The organism is Streptomyces cadmiisoli (assembly GCF_003261055.1).
Classification (GTDB): Bacteria; Actinomycetota; Actinomycetes; order Streptomycetales; family Streptomycetaceae; genus Streptomyces; species Streptomyces cadmiisoli.
Map to the genome: position 1 here is coordinate 722,066 of NZ_CP030073.1, position 15,641 is coordinate 737,706.

Annotated in this window: 18 protein-coding genes and 3 pseudogenes; 13 read left to right on the plus strand and 8 right to left on the minus strand. The window is 68.0% G+C overall.

Annotation, left to right across the window (positions count from 1 at the left end):
* Window positions 1-28 precede the first annotated feature (28 nt).
* A complete protein-coding gene (locus tag DN051_RS02980; protein ID WP_162624818.1) occupies window positions 29-1,297 on the minus strand; it encodes an aminotransferase class V-fold PLP-dependent enzyme in 1,269 nt (422 codons plus the stop codon).
* A 282-nt stretch (window positions 1,298-1,579) separates the two neighbouring features.
* Between DN051_RS02980 and DN051_RS02985 the strand changes: the two genes are divergently transcribed.
* Together DN051_RS02985 and DN051_RS02990 are read left to right on the plus strand one after the other, a co-directional pair.
* Window positions 1,580-1,762, plus strand: coding sequence for a hypothetical protein (locus DN051_RS02985; protein ID WP_112437892.1), 183 nt, complete (start codon window positions 1,580-1,582; stop codon window positions 1,760-1,762).
* 315 nt (window positions 1,763-2,077) lie between these two features.
* The gene (locus DN051_RS02990; protein WP_063797218.1) at window positions 2,078-2,560 is read left to right on the plus strand and encodes a flavin reductase family protein; all 483 of its coding nucleotides are present in this window, start codon (window positions 2,078-2,080) and stop codon (window positions 2,558-2,560) included.
* 433 nt (window positions 2,561-2,993) lie between these two features.
* On the opposite strand, the gene DN051_RS02995 is transcribed toward DN051_RS02990, so the two are convergent.
* Window positions 2,994-3,449, minus strand: a complete 456-nt coding sequence (locus DN051_RS02995) for a hypothetical protein (RefSeq protein ID WP_162624819.1) — start codon at window positions 3,447-3,449, stop codon at window positions 2,994-2,996.
* Between the two features lie 4 nt (window positions 3,450-3,453).
* Here DN051_RS02995 and DN051_RS48100 point away from each other — a divergent pair, with 4 nt between their 5' ends.
* From DN051_RS48100 to DN051_RS03005, 3 genes and pseudogenes are all read left to right on the plus strand, one after another.
* The gene (locus DN051_RS48100; RefSeq protein ID WP_484419997.1) at window positions 3,454-3,582 is read left to right on the plus strand and encodes a winged helix-turn-helix domain-containing protein; all 129 of its coding nucleotides are present in this window, start codon (window positions 3,454-3,456) and stop codon (window positions 3,580-3,582) included.
* Window positions 3,539-3,886: pseudogene (locus tag DN051_RS03000) on the plus strand (nitroreductase family protein); the annotation flags it as partial. The gene DN051_RS48100 and the pseudogene DN051_RS03000, both read left to right, overlap by 44 nt.
* Before the next feature lie 157 nt (window positions 3,887-4,043).
* The gene (locus tag DN051_RS03005; RefSeq protein ID WP_053756799.1) at window positions 4,044-4,517 is read left to right on the plus strand and encodes a carboxymuconolactone decarboxylase family protein; all 474 of its coding nucleotides are present in this window, start codon (window positions 4,044-4,046) and stop codon (window positions 4,515-4,517) included.
* A gap of 166 nt (window positions 4,518-4,683) precedes the next feature.
* Here the strand turns inward: DN051_RS03005 and DN051_RS03010 are convergent, their stop codons facing one another.
* The 3 genes and pseudogenes from DN051_RS03010 to DN051_RS03020 all read right to left on the minus strand — a co-directional run.
* On the minus strand, window positions 4,684-5,880 hold the full coding sequence (locus DN051_RS03010) for an acyltransferase family protein (RefSeq protein WP_246040887.1): 1,197 nt from the start codon (window positions 5,878-5,880) through the stop codon (window positions 4,684-4,686).
* A gap of 182 nt (window positions 5,881-6,062) precedes the next feature.
* Complete coding sequence (locus DN051_RS03015) at window positions 6,063-6,551, minus strand: FGGY family carbohydrate kinase (RefSeq protein WP_246040888.1); 489 nt, start codon at window positions 6,549-6,551, stop codon at window positions 6,063-6,065.
* A gap of 162 nt (window positions 6,552-6,713) precedes the next feature.
* Window positions 6,714-6,974: pseudogene (locus DN051_RS03020) on the minus strand (arabinose isomerase); the annotation flags it as partial.
* Between the two features lie 154 nt (window positions 6,975-7,128).
* On the opposite strand from DN051_RS03020, the gene DN051_RS03025 reads away from it, so the two are divergent.
* Window positions 7,129-7,863, plus strand: coding sequence for a formylglycine-generating enzyme family protein (locus tag DN051_RS03025; RefSeq protein WP_112437895.1), 735 nt, complete (start codon window positions 7,129-7,131; stop codon window positions 7,861-7,863).
* Window positions 7,864-7,900: 37 nt separating this feature from the next.
* On the opposite strand, the gene DN051_RS03030 is transcribed toward DN051_RS03025, so the two are convergent.
* Window positions 7,901-8,434, minus strand: coding sequence for an NUDIX hydrolase (locus DN051_RS03030; protein WP_112437896.1), 534 nt, complete (start codon window positions 8,432-8,434; stop codon window positions 7,901-7,903).
* Between the two features lie 73 nt (window positions 8,435-8,507).
* Here DN051_RS03030 and DN051_RS03035 point away from each other — a divergent pair, with 73 nt between their 5' ends.
* The 5 genes from DN051_RS03035 (at window position 8,508) to DN051_RS03055 (ending at window position 11,550) form a co-directional block, all read left to right on the plus strand.
* Window positions 8,508-9,248 (plus strand): VOC family protein, encoded by a 741-nt coding sequence (locus DN051_RS03035; RefSeq protein WP_112437897.1) that lies wholly within the window; start codon window positions 8,508-8,510, stop codon window positions 9,246-9,248.
* Between the two features lie 186 nt (window positions 9,249-9,434).
* Window positions 9,435-10,049, plus strand: coding sequence for a hypothetical protein (locus DN051_RS03040; RefSeq protein WP_053756893.1), 615 nt, complete (start codon window positions 9,435-9,437; stop codon window positions 10,047-10,049).
* Between the two features lie 164 nt (window positions 10,050-10,213).
* On the plus strand, window positions 10,214-10,561 hold the full coding sequence (locus DN051_RS03045) for a hypothetical protein (RefSeq protein WP_112437898.1): 348 nt from the start codon (window positions 10,214-10,216) through the stop codon (window positions 10,559-10,561).
* A gap of 201 nt (window positions 10,562-10,762) precedes the next feature.
* Complete coding sequence (locus DN051_RS03050; protein ID WP_053756803.1) at window positions 10,763-11,107, plus strand: ArsR/SmtB family transcription factor; 345 nt, start codon at window positions 10,763-10,765, stop codon at window positions 11,105-11,107.
* 5 nt (window positions 11,108-11,112) lie between these two features.
* Entirely contained in the window at window positions 11,113-11,550 is a 438-nt protein-coding gene (locus tag DN051_RS03055; RefSeq protein WP_112437899.1) for an SRPBCC family protein, read from the plus strand.
* Between the two features lie 124 nt (window positions 11,551-11,674).
* Here DN051_RS03055 and DN051_RS03060 read toward each other — a convergent pair whose 3' ends face one another.
* On the minus strand, window positions 11,675-12,091 hold the full coding sequence (locus DN051_RS03060; protein WP_053756805.1) for a helix-turn-helix transcriptional regulator: 417 nt from the start codon (window positions 12,089-12,091) through the stop codon (window positions 11,675-11,677).
* A gap of 72 nt (window positions 12,092-12,163) precedes the next feature.
* Between DN051_RS03060 and DN051_RS03065 the strand changes: the two are divergent.
* Window positions 12,164-12,657, plus strand: a pseudogene (locus DN051_RS03065) (aldehyde dehydrogenase family protein); the annotation flags it as partial.
* 110 nt (window positions 12,658-12,767) lie between these two features.
* Complete coding sequence (locus DN051_RS47225) at window positions 12,768-12,899, plus strand: hypothetical protein (RefSeq protein WP_281289055.1); 132 nt, start codon at window positions 12,768-12,770, stop codon at window positions 12,897-12,899.
* Window positions 12,900-13,140: 241 nt separating this feature from the next.
* Here DN051_RS47225 and DN051_RS03070 read toward each other — a convergent pair whose 3' ends face one another.
* Complete coding sequence (locus tag DN051_RS03070) at window positions 13,141-15,543, minus strand: beta-L-arabinofuranosidase domain-containing protein (RefSeq protein ID WP_112437900.1); 2,403 nt, start codon at window positions 15,541-15,543, stop codon at window positions 13,141-13,143.
* Between the last annotated feature and the right edge of the window lie 98 nt (window positions 15,544-15,641).

The following is a 15,641-nucleotide window of genomic DNA, read 5'->3' on the forward strand; positions in this document are numbered from 1 at the left end:
CCCGGTGGCCGCCGTCGAAGGCTCGGGGTCAGCCGAAGGCCCGGCTCTCCAGACGCAGGGCCTTGACCAGCCGGTCGAGCTCGGAACGCGTGTTGTACAGCGTCGGGGTCACGCGTACGACGCTGCCTCGCTCGATTCCCCTTCGGGCGACCGTGAGGATCTTGTGCTTCTCCAGCAGCAGCTTCGACATCTTCTGGGCCTGCACGTAGTCCTTCATCGCCGGCAGCCGGAAACTGGTCACCGCGCCGTGCCGCGCCGGATCGTCGGGAGTGAGAATCTCCATGCCTGGGATGTCACGCACTCGCTCCACCCAGTAGTCGCGCAGGGACTGCAGATGCCGCTGCTTGCGCTGCCCTCCGATCCACCGGTGGAACTCGATGGCCTTGGGCACCGTCAGCGCGGCGGCGAAGTTGACGGTTCCCACGCTGGACCGTGACCGCGTGTCCTCGGCGGGGAGCATCGTGTTTCCCATGCAGGGTTCGATCCGGTGCAGTTTCGTACCGCGGATCCAGATGGCACCGGTGCCGATGGGTGCGCACAGCCATTTGTGGAGGGAGAAGCCCACGTAGTCGGCGTCGAGGTCCTGGAGCGTGTAGTCGAGGTGACCGATCGTCTGGGTCGCATCGACGAGTGTGTCGACGCCCCGCGACCGGGCCATGTTCACGATCTCCCGCACCGGCATGACGATTCCGGTGCGATTGGACAGGTGGGTGACCAGCAGAAGCTTCAATCCGGCCGGCGCCGCGTTCAGTTGTGCCTGGTAGGCCTCCAGGATGTTGGCGGTGGTGGCCGGCTCCGGGATCGCGAACTTGATGACGTCGACGCCACGGTACTGGCGGAGCGACTCCATCGCCTGCTGCATCTCGTCGTAGTCGAGATCCGCGTACATGACCGAATCACCGGGCTTCAGCGCGCCGTACTGCATGATCAGGTTCTGCATGGCCTCGGTGCCGTTCCGGGTGAGCGTGAACTCCTCCTTCGCCACACCCATGAGCGCCGCGACCTCGGCCCGCACGTTGTCCATGGCCACGGTCCGCTCATGTCCCGGTATGCCGTCCCGTACGAAGGTGACGTTGTGACGGTTGAGGAAACGCGTCTGCCGGTCGTACTCGCGCTCCACCGAGCGCGGCATGACTCCCCAGTAGGCATTCTCCAGATTCGCGACCGAACGGTCGACGTCCCAGAGCGAGGCGAGATCGTTCAGGTCGGCCTGGGCTGCCGCGGCGGACGGCAGGGACGATGCGTAGGCCGCCGCGGAGGTACCCGCGGTGGACGCCATGAACCTACGTCGATTCATTGTTCTCCCTTTCCGACTTCCGTGCGTGCGGTGCCGGCCATGACCTGCTTCGCGACGACGAAGACTCGGCCAGGACGCTCCCGCCCGACGCAGTCGCCCGGAGGGCACGTCAGGTGAGGCCCGGCAAGGCGGGCAACGATCAGACGACAGCATGCCCACCGTGACGAGCACGGCAAACTGCACGGTGGGAGGAAGATCCACGAACGGAGCAGGCGGCGGAACAAGCTCGGCAGACGGGTCGCCGCAGCAGGCAGGCGGCTGCCGCACGCCGATCGCCATCGAGTGACGCTTCCTGACGGCAGCGAACACCTGGCGGAGACAGACCTCCTTCCACGGTCCGCCGACCGGGATCCGTCGGCATCCCGCAGATACGAGTCCGGCGCCGGGCCCTGCAGCGAGCTGACCGACGAACCGTACACCGTGGTACGACGCACCTTCGTCCTCGAACCGATCACCGCGGACTGATCGTCACGGGCCGCCACACGGGGGCGGTCGTCCAGGACGCGCGGCGATATCCGACGACGTACCGCGCGATGCCGGTGATACCAAGGCCGGCGATCTGCTCGATCTGTACCGAGCTGTCCGCGTGTCATGCAGGAGTTCGGTGTACCACCGTCCGCGGCCGGCCGACCCACGGTCGACCGACCGCGTCGACGAGCCCGCAGACCGTGTGAACACCCGGTGGCGTCGGGGGCGGGCACGTTTCTCCGACATTAACGGCCGGTGTTGCACGTTGCACAACGGCACCAGGACCCAGACTCACCTTCAGGGAGGTCCTCCATGGTTGAAACCCTCGGCACCACAGTCGATTTCCGAGCCACGATGAGCCGGCTCGCCACTGCTGTCAGCGTGATCACCACCCGTTCCGGAAGCACCCCGATCGGCATGACGGCCAGCGCCGTGTCCGCCCTGTCCCTGGACCCGCTCCAACTCCTCGTGTGCATCAACAACCACCTGTACACGCGAACTGCGATAGCGGAGCACGGCCGTTTCGCCGTCAACGTCCTCGGCGAGGGCAGCGAGGCCCTCGCCCGGAACTTCGCCGCTTCCAAACCGGACAAGTTCGCGGGAGTCGACACCATCGACGACCACGGCGTGCCGGTGTTGAAGGACGCCATCGCGGCCGTCGTGTGCGATGTCGCGGCGGCGCTCCCCGGCGGCGACCACACCATCTTCGTGGGCGACGTCAGCCATTGCGCACACAGGACGGACGGACGGCCGCTGCTCTACTTCGCGGGATCCTTCGGCACGCTCGGGACCTAGGCGTGCTTCTGAACGGGGCCGCTGCGGGGCGGTGACCGGTCACCGACCACCCCGGCGTCCGGCTCTCGCAAGGCGAGCCAGGGCCGCCGGGGGCTCCGGTCGTCCCGCCGACTCGACGGAAGGTGTCATGACCGGTTCCGCGCCGAGCTTCGATCTCCGGCCTCCGGCCCAGCCCCGCCATCTCGTGCCACGTCCACGTCTGCTGCGGCGGCTGGACGCGGCGTCCGAGCCCGTGGTGGTTGTTTCTGCGCCGGCGGCGCCGGCAAGACCGTGCTTCTCGCCGAGTGGTCGCGTGGCGCGGCCGCTCGCGGCGAATGCGCCTGGTTCAGCCTGGACGCCCACCACGCCGCTCCGGGCCGGCATCCTGCGGGCGTTGCGTCACGCACGGCCGGCACTGCGCACCCGCCTCGACCGTGCCGCATGGACGCCCGAGTCATGGCTCGAGGAGATCCTGCCGGGCCTGTTGACCGAGTTGGGCGCGGAGGGACCGCTCACACTGATCCTGGACGGACTGGAATGCGTCACCGATGCCGCCGCCGTCCGTAGCCTGGAGGACTTCCTGACCCGGCTTCCGCAGGGTTTTCGCATCATTCTGTCGACCCGGCACCTTCTCGGCAGGCCTCTGCCGACCCTGCGCGCCAGAGGTCTGATCGCTGAACTCGACCAGCGCGACCTGGCCTTCACCCGGGAGGAGACTCAGGCCCTGCTCACAGAGCTGATCGGGCCCGCTGCCACCGTCGACGCCTGGAAGGCGCTGCACGAGGCCACCGAAGTCTGGGCGGCCGGACTGTTCCTCATGGGGCACGCGCTCGCGCGCGTCGCTGACGAGGCCGAACAGGGAAGCAAGACTGGCCCGCGTCGGGCAGGCGGTCGCGGAGTATCTGGCCACCGAGGTGCTGCAGCGGCTCACCACCGAACAGCGCGAGTTCCTGCTGCGGACCAGTGTGCTCGACGAGTTGAGCGTCGGTCCCTGCCAGGCCCTCGCCGTCCGTCCTCGCCGCGGACAACGAGTTCCACGATGAACTGCCCAGCCAGTTCCCGCACTTCCCGCAGGCCAGGGATCTCTTCGGTGATCGTACGGTGCGTGAGCGGTCCGCCAGGTTCAACGCGGCACTGCAGGTGGGCTACTTCATCATCGGCATCCGCGCCGCCGGCCTGGCCGCGGGCCCGATGACCGGCTTCGACGCAGCCGGCATCGACAAGGAGTTCTTCAGCGACGGGGACCACTTGGTACTCACCGTCGTCAACATCGGCAGGCCGGGCGAGAACGCGTGGTTCCCCCGCTCTCCTCGCCTGACCTACGAGCAGGTCGTCACCACTGTCTGACCGTGCCGTCCCGGTCGAGCCAGGGGCCAGCGAGGTCCCCGACCGAGTGATCGACATCCGGTCGCAGGACTGTGGAGAACCTCGGACAGCCCTGGCGTCACACTCTGCGGCCCTCCCCGGTCAATAGTTCGTATCAGCAACCATCCAGGGAGATTCCATGGAATCGCGTCTCAACTACTACGGCAATCCCTTCGCCGGCAAGGTGCTCAAGCACCTCGTTTCCGCCAGCAAGGTTCTGATGGACTCGACGCTGCCCCATAACATTCGGCATCTGGTGGAGGTTCGAGCCAGTCAGGTCAACGGTTGTGGTTTCTGCACCGACATGCACACCAAGGAGGCGATCCACTCCGGTGAGACGTCGGTGCGGCTCAACCTGATCGCCGCGTGGCGGGAGGCGACGGTCTTCACCGAGGCGGAGCGCGCCGCCCTGGAGCTGACCGAGCAGGGCACGCGGATCGCCGACGGGGCCGGTGGGGTCACCGACGAGGCCTGGGCGAACGCTGCCAAGCACTTCGACGAGGAGCAGCTCGTCGCGCTGATGTCTCTGATCGCCGTGATCAACGCCTACAACCGCATCAACATCATCAACCAGCAGCCGGCCGGCGGCTACGTGGTCGGCCAGTTCAGCTGAGCTGCGTCTGCGCAGCGCGGACCTACCGGGCCGGTGAGGACATCGACGACGATGTCCTCACCGGCCCGTACGCGTAGGCGCGGCGTCGGCATCAGAGACGCGAGTCCTGCGGACCGAGCCTGCCCAGGGACTCCCGCGGGCCTCGGAGCAGGAAGGTCCACGGAACCTATGACGCGCGGGTGAGAGCGGGCTTCGCAACGAGGTCCGGCACGTGCACATCCTGTGTCAGCCGTTGCCTCAGGAGGCGTCCGAGCCGACCCTCCACCCACTTCCAGATGACCCAGGCCAGACCGAGCATGCCGAGGACGGACACCGTCATCGCAGGCAGCGGACCCACCTCCGGAAATGCCCGGATCAAGCCCTTGGCCAGGGGAACTCCGATGCTCTGGTGAATGAGGTAGAAGGGGTATGTGAGCCCCCCGGCCGTGACCAGCCAACGCCACTGCAGGCCTGACAGCGGTCCGACACCGGCCAGTGCCAGCAGTCCGAGACAGACGGTGAGTATGGCGGCGCACACCGCCCAGGACGGCTGGCTCTCACCGGGAATCGTGGTGACATGGCCGTCCACCCGGATCTGGAGCACGGTGAGTTCGTAGCACCAGGCGAAGCCGAGCAGCAGCCACAGAAGGAGGTTCTGTCCGAACCTGCGCATGAGGTAGAGCACGATCCCGGCGACGAAGAGGCCGGTGTATCGGGTGAGTACGAACTCGTTGAGCAAGGGCGAGTGCACCTCCAGGGCGATGACACCGGCCAGCAGCCAGGCACCGCAGAAGGCCACCACCCGCCGATAGGACAGCCCGAAGATCAGCAGCACGGCCATGAGCAGGTAGAAGCGCGCCTCCACCCAGAGCGTCCAGCTGACTCCGCTGATCAGGTCGAGCCCCAGTGGCCCCGGTGCCATCGTCAGGTTCCCCAGGACCGTACGAGGGTCGATGCGTGTGGCGGCAGGCCAGTCGCCCAGCCGTGCGACCAGGACGAGCAGCACGACCAGCAGCACCGCGCACCAGTAGGCCGGGAAGAGCCGTGATATCCGGGACACGGTGAACTGTGCGGTGGTCCTCCCCCAGCAGCTCATACAGATGACGAATCCGCTGATGATGAAGAAGAACTCGACGCCGAGCCAGCCGTAGCGGCTGACCTCGTGCAGGAAGGGGGCGAAGTCCCGGATCTCCGTCTCTCCCCAGAAGTGCGGGGTGGGCGTCCCCAGAAAGTGATACGCGGCCACCATCACCGCTGCGACGAGGCGGAGCCCGTCTATGGCGGCCAGGCGCACCTGCCCGCTGTGCGGTCCAATCACATCGTTGGACCCACTCTTCTCACTGTGTTCCTTGACCTGCATTCCCGTTCCATGGCGCAGACTCATGCGACCCACCCCGTGCCCATGCGCGGGATCGGACGTCGCGTACGACAAGGGATTACCCACGGTGCGCGGGCCCCCTCCGAAGGGTGTTTGCGCAGGTGAGCGCACGCCTCGTGGCGGGCCGCGTGATGCGCACCCGCACGGGCGGCCACAGCCCTGCCCCTAAGTACCCTTCCACTAATTAATTAGCACAAGCATGGTGGAGGCTCGGCGACGATGTCAAACAGGAGCAGTTCACGCGGCCTTCGTCGCCGCTGTGCCTGGGAACAGTGGTATTGGGTGGCACCGTGGTGTTGTGCTCTGCGGTGCACCACGGCGCGGCCGTCCGGTCGCGAACCCGCCGAAGGACGGCCCCGGTCCGGGACGCCGCCCGGATACCCGACTCCAGAGAAGGGCACCGAGGCGTCGGACTCGTCCGTGGCGCGCCGACCCGTGGGGTTGAGGAAGATCCAGCCGCCCGCGGTCAGCGCGGTGGCCGACCGGGCCGGCCGCTCCGGGTTTTTGGCCGCCAGCCGGGCGAGCACCGCGTTGGGCATCCCCGCGCACGTCAGAGAGCCGTTGCGGCGGTAGGTACGGTCCAGGGTGCCGTCCCGCTGCCAGTCGCTGAGCAGTTCGGCGGCCCGGTCGTCGGACCACAGAGCCGCCGGGCCGGTGGGACGACCGCAGTCGTCCACCAGCCAGAGCCGTCCCCCTGGACGGTCACGCTGATCGCTGTGATCGGGGTGCCGGCCGCGCCGGACCGGTCCAGGACGTCGCGCGCGGTGGCGAGCACGGCCTCGCTTCCCGGTGCCACCGCGATGCCGCGCGGCTTGCGGCGGACGTGCGGCAGCGGCGGGTCAGACCTGGCGGTAGTCGACACCGAGCAGACTCGCCGGCCCGGAAGTCGCCCGCGCGATGACCGACGGCCAGCGCCCAGTGGTGACCGACTCCGGTCGCAGTCCACTCATCTACCCACTCCCCCCCGGGGCACGCCCGAAGTCGACACGGCTGCAGGTGTGGCCGATCTCGAGGAGCGGACCGTCGACGACGGTGCCCTGGGAGGCGGTCAGGCCGAACTTCCTGAGGGCTGACGTGTCCGGCCCGGTACCTGTGAACGTGCGAAGCTCGCCCCGCCGATCCACAGCCGGGGTGGCTGTGGCGGTCCCCCGGGTCCTGGTTCCAAGGTCGCCGGCGAGGTAGGCCCATGGACGGATGAACACGTGGGCCGCCTGCGTCAGCATGAGAGCTGTTCGCGCCGACCGGGGAGGAAGCATGCAGGTCCATGAGGTGGATTGGGTCGAGGTTCCGGCCGGCTTGCTGCGTCGGGGGACGCCGCTCGACGAGGTGGAGGAGGTCGCCCACCGCTACGCCGACACCGGGGTGCCGGTGGAGTGGTACAGGAAGGAAGCGCCGCGTACGGAAATCCACCTTCCGGCGTTCCGGATCGCCCGTACCCAGGTCACCATCGGCCAATGGACGCTCTTCGCAAGGGCCACCTGCCGACCGGCCCCACGCGGAGCAGCGGACCACCCGGTCATCGGCGTCACTTGGGACGCGGCGACGGCCTACTGCCGGTGGCTCGGTGAACAACTCGGCATTGAGGTGCGGCTGCCCACCGAGGACGAGTGGGAGCGCGCCGCCCGCGGCGACGACGGACGGGAGTTCCCGTGGGGCGGGAAGTACCGTACCGGCCTGGCCAACCTGGTGGACCTCGGCGTCGGCACCACGATGCCGGTCGGCTCGTTCCCCGAGGGAGCCAGCCCCTTCGGCGTACTGGACATGGCCGGCAATGCCGATGAGTGGACATCCACCCTCTACGCCCCCTATCCGGGTGCCCCCGCCGACGTACCGGGCACGGAGGACTGGGCCTTCGATCCGCACATCACCCGCGGCGGCGCGTTCCGCCATGACCGGGATCTGGCCCGCTGCGCTCGTCGGCATGGCGCTTACGAGCGGGATCTGACCGCGATCGGCGTGGGCTTCCGACCGGCGGCGTCGGCCGGGTAGGGGACAGCGACAACGGTGGCCGTCGGGCCGAACCCTGTCAGGACTGCGCCTGCTCCTGCTCCTGCTCCTGCTCCTGCTCCTGCTCCTGCTGCACGACCTTGGCGATCAGGTCGTGAATCAGGAAGTCCCCTGGTGAGCGGTTCTCCTTGAGCCGGTGAAGGTCGGCGGGGCCGAACCAGTCGTAGGCGGAGTGCTTTGTCCATTCCAGTACGGGGCGGTCGAGATCGCCGTCGACTTCCACCAGGTAGTCGGCTTCGTGCCGCAGTCCACCGCCGTCGTCTCCGGTCCAGGACGTGGTCCCGAGCAATCTGCGCACGCTGCGCAAGCGCCAGCCGGTCTCTTCCTCGACTTCCCGGGTGAGCGCCTGAATCGGCGACTCGCCCGGCTCGACGTGTCCGCCCACGATGTCCCAGGTGTCGGGGAACAGGCGCCGGTCAGGGCTGCGCCTTTGCGCGAAAGCTTCTCCCCGGTGGTTCAGGATCACCGCGCCGACGGTCCAGAGCTCCCCCTGCGCGGGCACGGGAAACTCGACGCCCGGCTCCACCACGACGTGCGACTCAACCTCTGGCATGGGAGGGAGCATACGGGGACGGCCTCCGAAGCCAGGGGGCGTCTTTGCACTGCGGGCCCCTAGGATCGTCGGCATGGCACTGCGACCTGTCCAGGTGAACATCAAGGCTCTTGATCACTCGGCTGTCGGCCGGTTCTGGGGGCAGGCGCTCGGCTGGAGCGTCTTCCAACCCGGCGTCACCAGCTATGTCGGACCCGTCGGCGACTTCGTTTGGCCCGACCCGGTCGGCCTCGGGATCAACGTAGTTCCCGTCCCGGGACCCAGAACAACGACGAAGAACCGTGTGCACCTCGATCTCGCCACCACCTCCACGGCTCGTCAGGCGGAGTTGGTCGCACGCCTCCAGGCTCTGGGTGCGACGCCCGCCCATGTGGGCCAGGGCACGGTGCCGTGGATGGTCCTCGCCGACCCGGAGGGCAACGAGTTCTGCGTGCTGGAACCTCGGGAGATCTACCGGGACACCGGGCCGATCGCAGCGGTGGTGGTCGACTGCGCGGATCCGCGGGCCATGGCCCGGTTCTGGGGTGAGGCGATGGACTGGACCGTGCACGAGGTGACGGACGAAGTTGCGGTGTTGCGCTCCGCCAAGGGTGGCGGTCCGTATCTCGAGTTCCTCCGCACGCCCGGCGCGAAGGCCGTGCCGGACCGCGTCCACCTTGACCTGCTGCCGTACCCCGGTGACGACAAGGCAGCGGAGGTGGCCCGGCTGCGGGCCCTCGGCGCCACCGACCTCGACCTCGGCCAGGGCGACGTTCCCTGGACGTGCCTGACCGACCCGGAGGGCCACGAGTTCTGCGTCCTCGCCCCGTCCTGACGCGAAGCCTCGCCGACACCGATCACGTCTCCGTAGCGGGAATCTGAGCTTCACCAGTTCCCGGAATCCCACTCTGCGCATCGGTCCCGGACATCGCAGCCCCCGGCACACCACCCCCTGACACATCACATCAACTCCGTTGGCTGAGCCGGCGCAAGCGTGGATCATGAAGCCGTGATCAAGTGGATGAAGAAGGCGGCTGAGGTCGAGCACTCGGAAGGTGAACCGCGGCTCTCGGCCTATCAGCAGGCCATGCGGAAGCGGCTCATCGCGGCCCCCGTCGTGCCTGCACCCGAGCCTTGGCGGCCCGTTGCCCTGGTCCCCGTCGGCGGCCTTCTCGGGATCGGTTTCGCCTCGCATCCTGACAGCGGGCACGATCTGGTGATGGTGGTCTCGCACGACGGTCACGGTCTCTTCGACGCCGTCACCGGAGAGAAGATCGCCAGGGAGCGGGATCCTGCTCCCGAGGACAGCACCCCCGATGCTGTTGCCGACTTGTCCTGCCCCGGGCTCGGGCCCGTCACTGGAAGTCGCGTGCACATCGCGGGGCTTTTCGGCGGAGGTCTTCACACCACCACCGAGGACGGCTGGAGTCTGGAAGTCGTCACCCCGGCCTGGCCGAACGAACGTGTCCTGTTGTCCCGCGACGGCGGGCTGCCCCACGCCGGCCGGCACGGAGAGCGGTGGTGGCACGTCTTTCACTCGTACCACTCCGAACTTCGGGCAGTCGGCTTCTCGCCCTCCGGCCGCACGATCGCCGTGGCGACGAGCAGCGACGTGTCCCTGTGGGCACGCGAGTGAGGTCACCCGTCGAATCGGCTCCACTCGACCCCGGTGTCGGCCAATGGGGCCAGACCGCTGCGGTGGGTGGCACCGGCCCAGACGCTGAAGCCGCCGTCACGTACTGACACCGAAACAGGGAGGACAAGTCCCGGAGCCACATAGAACCGGGCACGCAGCGCGGGATGGAGATCCCGCAGCGGCACACGGTGCAGGCCTTCGGTGAGCCGCTCGACCTGCTCCGCGGTCAGCTCGCGCAGGAGCGCCAGGTAGTCGGCGCCCATTGCGGCTTCGTACAGCGCGAACTGGATGAGGAACCCGCCGAGCGGCTCTTGCTCGGCTGTCGGGGGTTCGTCGTGCCGACGGAACCAGACGGTCGGATCGGGTTCGGGGCCATGATCACCGTCCCGGCCGGGCCGATGACGGCCGTGGTACCGCCGAAGGTGAAGGTCTCTGCGACGGCCACGTCACCTGAGAGCGCAGCGGCCTGTCTGTCGTCCACGATCGACAGCGGAGGGATCGCGGGAGAGTGATCAACCATGCGCACATTCTCCTGACCGACCGGATCGTGGGCGGCGGCGGAGTGGTTGTCGTCCGCCGGCATCCCCGCGAGAGCTTGTGAGCGACGCCAGACCTGGGCGAAAGCGTCCTGTCCACGTCCCGCGAGGGGTACAGACCGCCGCAGCGCACTACATGCCTGGGTCGTTATATAGCCGATGGGGTATATTAAAAATGTGTCCCTGTCGTTCGATGCACTGGCCGATCCCACGCGGCGGCGGATACTCGGGCTGCTGCTCGGGCGCCCCCGACTGGTGGGGGAGATCGCCCACGAGCTGGAGATGAGCCAGCCGCGGGTGTCCAAGCACCTCCGGGTACTGCGTGACGCGGGGCTCGTCACGGTGCGGCCGGAAGCACAGCGCCGCTGGTACGAGCTGCGCGCGGAGCCGTTGGCCGATCTCGACGCCTGGCTCGCGCCGTATCGCCGCCTGTGGGCCGAGCGCCTGGACCTGCTGGAACAACGACTGGAAACGATGCCCGACGTCCTCGAGGAAGAGCCGCGTCAGGCGAAGGAGCAGTGAATCTCATGAGCGCCGGCAACACCATCACCCTTGACGGCCGTCCCGCCCTGCAGTTCGAACGTCACCTGAAGCACAGCCGCGAGAAGGTCTGGCTGGCCGTCACCGATCCGGAGCACTTGAGCCACTGGTATCCGTTGCGGGTCACGGAGTTGGAGCCCAGGGCCGGCGGCCGGATCATGTTCGACGACGGCGAGGGCACGATCTACACGGCGACCATCACCCGCTTCGATCCCCCGCGGCTGTTCGCCTTCGACGAGCACGACCCGGAGGGCAGGGAGCGGGAGTACGACGATCACTTGAGGATCGAACTGCACGACGAGGGCGCCGGTTGCCGCCTGGTGTTCACGCACGTCATGACCGATCCCTCGATCGCGGACGGTGTCTTCAAGGGCTGGACGGCGTGCCTGGACGCGCTTGTGACACAGCTCGACACCACTGAATGACCTGACCGCCCGATCCCGCGAACCGTCTCATGCGTTCGCCGGCCGGCCACGAGCGAAGCCGACACATCGTCCGCCGTCTCGATCTGCCCCAGCAACTGATGCCCTCGGCCTGCGGTCGGCGTTCTCAGAAGTTCTCTTCGGTGAGGGCTCCCCGCTGCACCCGGTCGCGCAGTTCTCGGCGGTTGCCGAGGCCGAACTTCTCGTAGATGTGGCTCAGGTGGTATTCGACGGTCTTGGGGCTGACGAACAGTTCGCTCGCGATCTCCTTGTTCGTCAGGCCGCGGCCGATGAGGTGCGCGATGTCCCGCTCCCTGTCGGTGAGACGGAACGGTCGGCCACTCACGGTGCTTCTCGTGCCGGACGGCACACGCGACGGTGCGGGAATGTCGTCGGCGCAGCGTTCCAGGAAGGGCCGGGCACGCATTCTCCTCAGGCGCTGTCGTGCCTCGTCGAACCATCGCGCGGCCTCGGTCGCCAGCCCCATGCGGTGCAGCACTCGGCCGTGGGCGTGCTCCAGCAGGGCTCTGTGCAGGAGCACCACGTCGGGTTCCGGCAGTTCTGCCAGCCCTTGCTCGTACGCCGTGCGGGCCTGGGCGAGATCCCCGCGGCACTCGGCAGTTCCATCGGCGGAGCACTGATGGAGAACGCCGACTACATGATGTTCACCGGCTCCACCGCCAGCGGACGGAAGATCGCGCGCGACGCCGGTGAACGCCTCATCGGCGCGTCCCTCCGCAAGAACGCCATGCTCGTCCTCGACGACGCCGACATCGAGAAGGCCGCCGACGGCGCCATCGCCGCGTGCTTCCCCTCAGCCGGTCAGCTCTGCGTCTCCATCGAGCGCCTGTACGTGGCCGAGGCCGTGCACGACCGGTTCGTGGCCGCGTTCGTCGCCCGCACCGAGAAGCTCAAGCTCGGTGGTGCCTACGACTACAGCTGCGACATCGGCAGCCTCACCACTCCGTCTCAGTTGGAGACTGTCACCGCACATGTCGACGCGACGCCCTCGCCAAGGGCGCGACCCTGCTCGCCGACGGGACAGCGCGACCGGACCTCGGGCCGCTGTTCCACGAACCGACCATCCTCACCGGCGTCACTGCAGACATGTACAGGCGTGCGGCCGGCACGCAACCAAAGGCGAAGCCTGTGCCCGCGAGAACATGCGGCACGACGGCGACGCACCCACCACCCATCAAAGGAAAGGACGGAGGACCGGCGTGATCGTGCCCTGCCTCGTCGGCGTCACCGTACTGCTGACGATCGCCGCCGCAGCCGTCCGGATCGGCGTCGAGTTCTGCAAGGCCTACCGTGAGAGGGCAGAACACAGACACGGCCGCGGCGCCGGCTGACATCGTTGGGCCCGCATCCCCTCCAGCTCCCCCGCCGGGTGCTGATGGTCGCATCCGACCACACCGCAAACCCGGCGCGGGGCGCTGTACCGAACCGTACCGCTCACCTCGCGAGGCACGCATCCGCAGTCGCCAGAAGCCCTGGAGTACCGGCAACTCGATGCCGGAAGTCGCCCGGCCCTGGCTTCATGGGTGACCATCGCGTGCGAGTCGGGCAACCGTCACGCGCGGCTTCATCCGGTCACAGGAACCGCCACAGGTGGTCGTCCGTACCGTTGTCGTCGAACTGAACCACTTGCGCGCTGTTGTGGGTGGCCATCTTGTCCACACCGAGCACCTTGCCGCTGTTCTGGTTGAGAATGCGGTACCAGCCGTCGCCGTTGTCGACGAGCCTCCACAGGTGGTCGGCCGTGCCGTTGTCCTCGAACTGCACGACGATCGCGCTGTTGTCCATCGACATGCGGTCGACGCCGAGCACCTTGCCGCTGTGGCCATTGCGGATCAGATGCCAGCCGTCTCCCTTGTCGATGAGCTGCCAGGCGTGATCGCCGGTCCCGGTGTTGTCGAACTGCACCACCCGTGCGCTGTTCTCGGTGGACATCCCGTCCACGGCGAGAACCTTGCCGCTGTGCCTGTTCGCGATCCTGCGGAAAGGCGGCTCGGGCGTCCACGGCCGGCCATCAGGTGACACCGTGGGGAACGAGGTGATGCGAAGACGTGCCGCGCCCATCGGGACGAGGGTCACCGTCTCCACGGGGGCATCACTGCGAGCGGGGCTGTCCTGGATCGGTGCGACCACGTGCTCGTCGTCCGCGACCCATTCCGGAATCCGCCGGGCCTGCGCCGAGATGCGAAGGGGCGTCGTACCGGCGGTGAAAGGCTGGTCCGGTACGGAGGGTGGGGCGCCGGGCGTCACGGTCAGCGGTGCATCCGGGACGAGCCCGTAGTTCCACGGAGTGGTCGCATGGACCTCGTAGGCCGGGAACGTGTCATCCCCCGCGTAGCGTTCGTAGCGTTCTCCGATTTCCAGGGAGTACGTCAGCGGGCCTCGCTCCACGCTCACCGCTCCGTGCTGACCGGGCCACTGACGCAGCCGGGCCTGCTGGGGGAACCGGATGCGTACGACGTCGCCGTTGCGCCAGGTGCGTTCCACCCGCGCCCAGGCCGGCCCGTCCGGCGCCGCGACGGCCGTGCCGTTGACGTGCAGCTGGGCGCCTCGGCACCATCCGGGAACCCGCAGGTGCAGGGGGAAGCGCACAGGGCGGGGCACGGAGAGGGTGAGAGTGACCGTGTCGGTGAAGGGATATCCGGTCGTCTCGGTGACGGTGACGGCGGTCCCGTCCGCCACTCGGGCGCGGACCGAGTTCGGAGCGTAGAGTGCGGCGGCCAGGCCGCCGTCGGGAGTCGCGAGCCAGAGTTCCTCGGTGAAGTACGGCCAGCCCATTCCGTAGTTGTGCGGACAGCACCTGTACTGGTCGACACCGGCGTGGAACGCCTGCATGGCGAAGCCGTTCTGGAACTGGCCCTGGGTTTTGGTCCTGTTGTCGAGATCGATGCTGTTGGCGCTGGTGATGTAGTGAATGGATTTCCCGGCGGGGTCGAGGGAGGCCGGGAGCATGTTGAAGGCCAAGTCCTCACAGCGGTCGGCCCATACCGGGTCTCCCGTGATCCGGGTCAGCAACTCGTGGCTGGCCATGAACTCGACGATGCCGCACGTCTCGAAGCCCTGGCGGGGGTCTCCGAAGCCGGGCCGGAAATTCTCGTCCCCCGCCATACCTCCGCCGGGAAATTGCCCGTACGCGCCCATCACGGCGTCGTAGGCCCGATAGGCGGCCCTGGTGAGATCGGCATCCCCGGTCAACTGCGCGTACTGGGCGGGTTCCCGGAATCCCTGAGCGATGTTGACGTTGTGGCGGCTCGGCGTGACGCCGGTCCAGTCGGCGCCGTGGGTGTGCATCTTGGCGGCGAGATCGAGCAGGAACGCCTCGCCGGTGCGGCGGTAGAGCCAGACGGCCACGTCGAGCCCGTCGCCCCAGCGATAGGACACCCAGCTGGTGTTGAAGGCTCCCGGTCCCTGAGCGTTCATGAAGCGCAGGAAGCGGATCATGAACGGCACCACGCGCGAGTCGCGCGTGTACTCCTCGTGGCTGCGCAGGGCCTGAAGCAGCGGGAGGAAGGGCCAGAAGTCGGGACCGCCGTTGAGCGAGGTGCGCAAGGCCCGCGGCCCGAAGAAGCCGTCACTCTGCTGCGTGGCGAGGATCGCGTCCACCCACGCTCGCGACCTGGCCAGCGCGTGGGTGTCACCGGTGGCGATCGCCAGCGGAATGTAGCCGCGCAGCCAGTACGGAAGCTCCTCCCAGGCATTGCGCTCGGGATGTATCCAACCGCTCGCGGAGAAGTCGAGGAAGTGCGAGAAGCCCTCGTATCGCCCGCACAGACCGTCGAGCTGCAATCGGAGTTGCCCGGCGAGCCAGCCGCGGGCGGTGACACTGCCGGGCGGAAGTTTCTGGAACTTGTCGGGCACCTGCGTATCGGCACGAGGAGCAGGCGCCGCGGCCGCTGCCCTCGCGAACGGGGCTCCGAGAGCTGTGGCTCCCAGGGCGAGGGAGCCGGCGCCGAGGACTGTCCGTCTGCTCATGGGCATGGGTGTGACCTGCCTTCCGGACGGGGGCACGGAGATGACAACGTTTCCTCCTCCTGGCGAGGGAGAAGGACGGTTCATGCACCCAGGCGCTGTCCCGC

Bases quoted from the DNA above. Each gene is read 5' to 3' on its own strand.
- DN051_RS03005 (WP_053756799.1), top strand. From the start codon at position 4,044: ATGGAATCGCGTCTCAACTACTACGGCAATCCCTTCGCCGGCAAGGTG.
- DN051_RS03040 (WP_053756893.1), top strand. From the start codon at position 9,435: ATGAAGAAGGCGGCTGAGGTCGAGCACTCGGAAGGTGAACCGCGGCTC.
- DN051_RS02990 (WP_063797218.1), top strand. From the start codon at position 2,078: ATGGTTGAAACCCTCGGCACCACAGTCGATTTCCGAGCCACGATGAGC.
- DN051_RS03045 (WP_112437898.1), top strand. From the start codon at position 10,214: ATGGAGATCCCGCAGCGGCACACGGTGCAGGCCTTCGGTGAGCCGCTC.
- DN051_RS03025 (WP_112437895.1), top strand. From the start codon at position 7,129: ATGCAGGTCCATGAGGTGGATTGGGTCGAGGTTCCGGCCGGCTTGCTG.
- DN051_RS03030 (WP_112437896.1), bottom strand. From the start codon at position 8,434: ATGCCAGAGGTTGAGTCGCACGTCGTGGTGGAGCCGGGCGTCGAGTTT.
- DN051_RS03010 (WP_246040887.1), bottom strand. From the start codon at position 5,880: ATGAGTCTGCGCCATGGAACGGGAATGCAGGTCAAGGAACACAGTGAG.
- DN051_RS02980 (WP_162624818.1), bottom strand. From the start codon at position 1,297: ATGAATCGACGTAGGTTCATGGCGTCCACCGCGGGTACCTCCGCGGCG.
- DN051_RS03035 (WP_112437897.1), top strand. From the start codon at position 8,508: ATGGCACTGCGACCTGTCCAGGTGAACATCAAGGCTCTTGATCACTCG.
- DN051_RS03055 (WP_112437899.1), top strand. From the start codon at position 11,113: ATGAGCGCCGGCAACACCATCACCCTTGACGGCCGTCCCGCCCTGCAG.
- DN051_RS03070 (WP_112437900.1), bottom strand. From the start codon at position 15,543: ATGCCCATGAGCAGACGGACAGTCCTCGGCGCCGGCTCCCTCGCCCTG.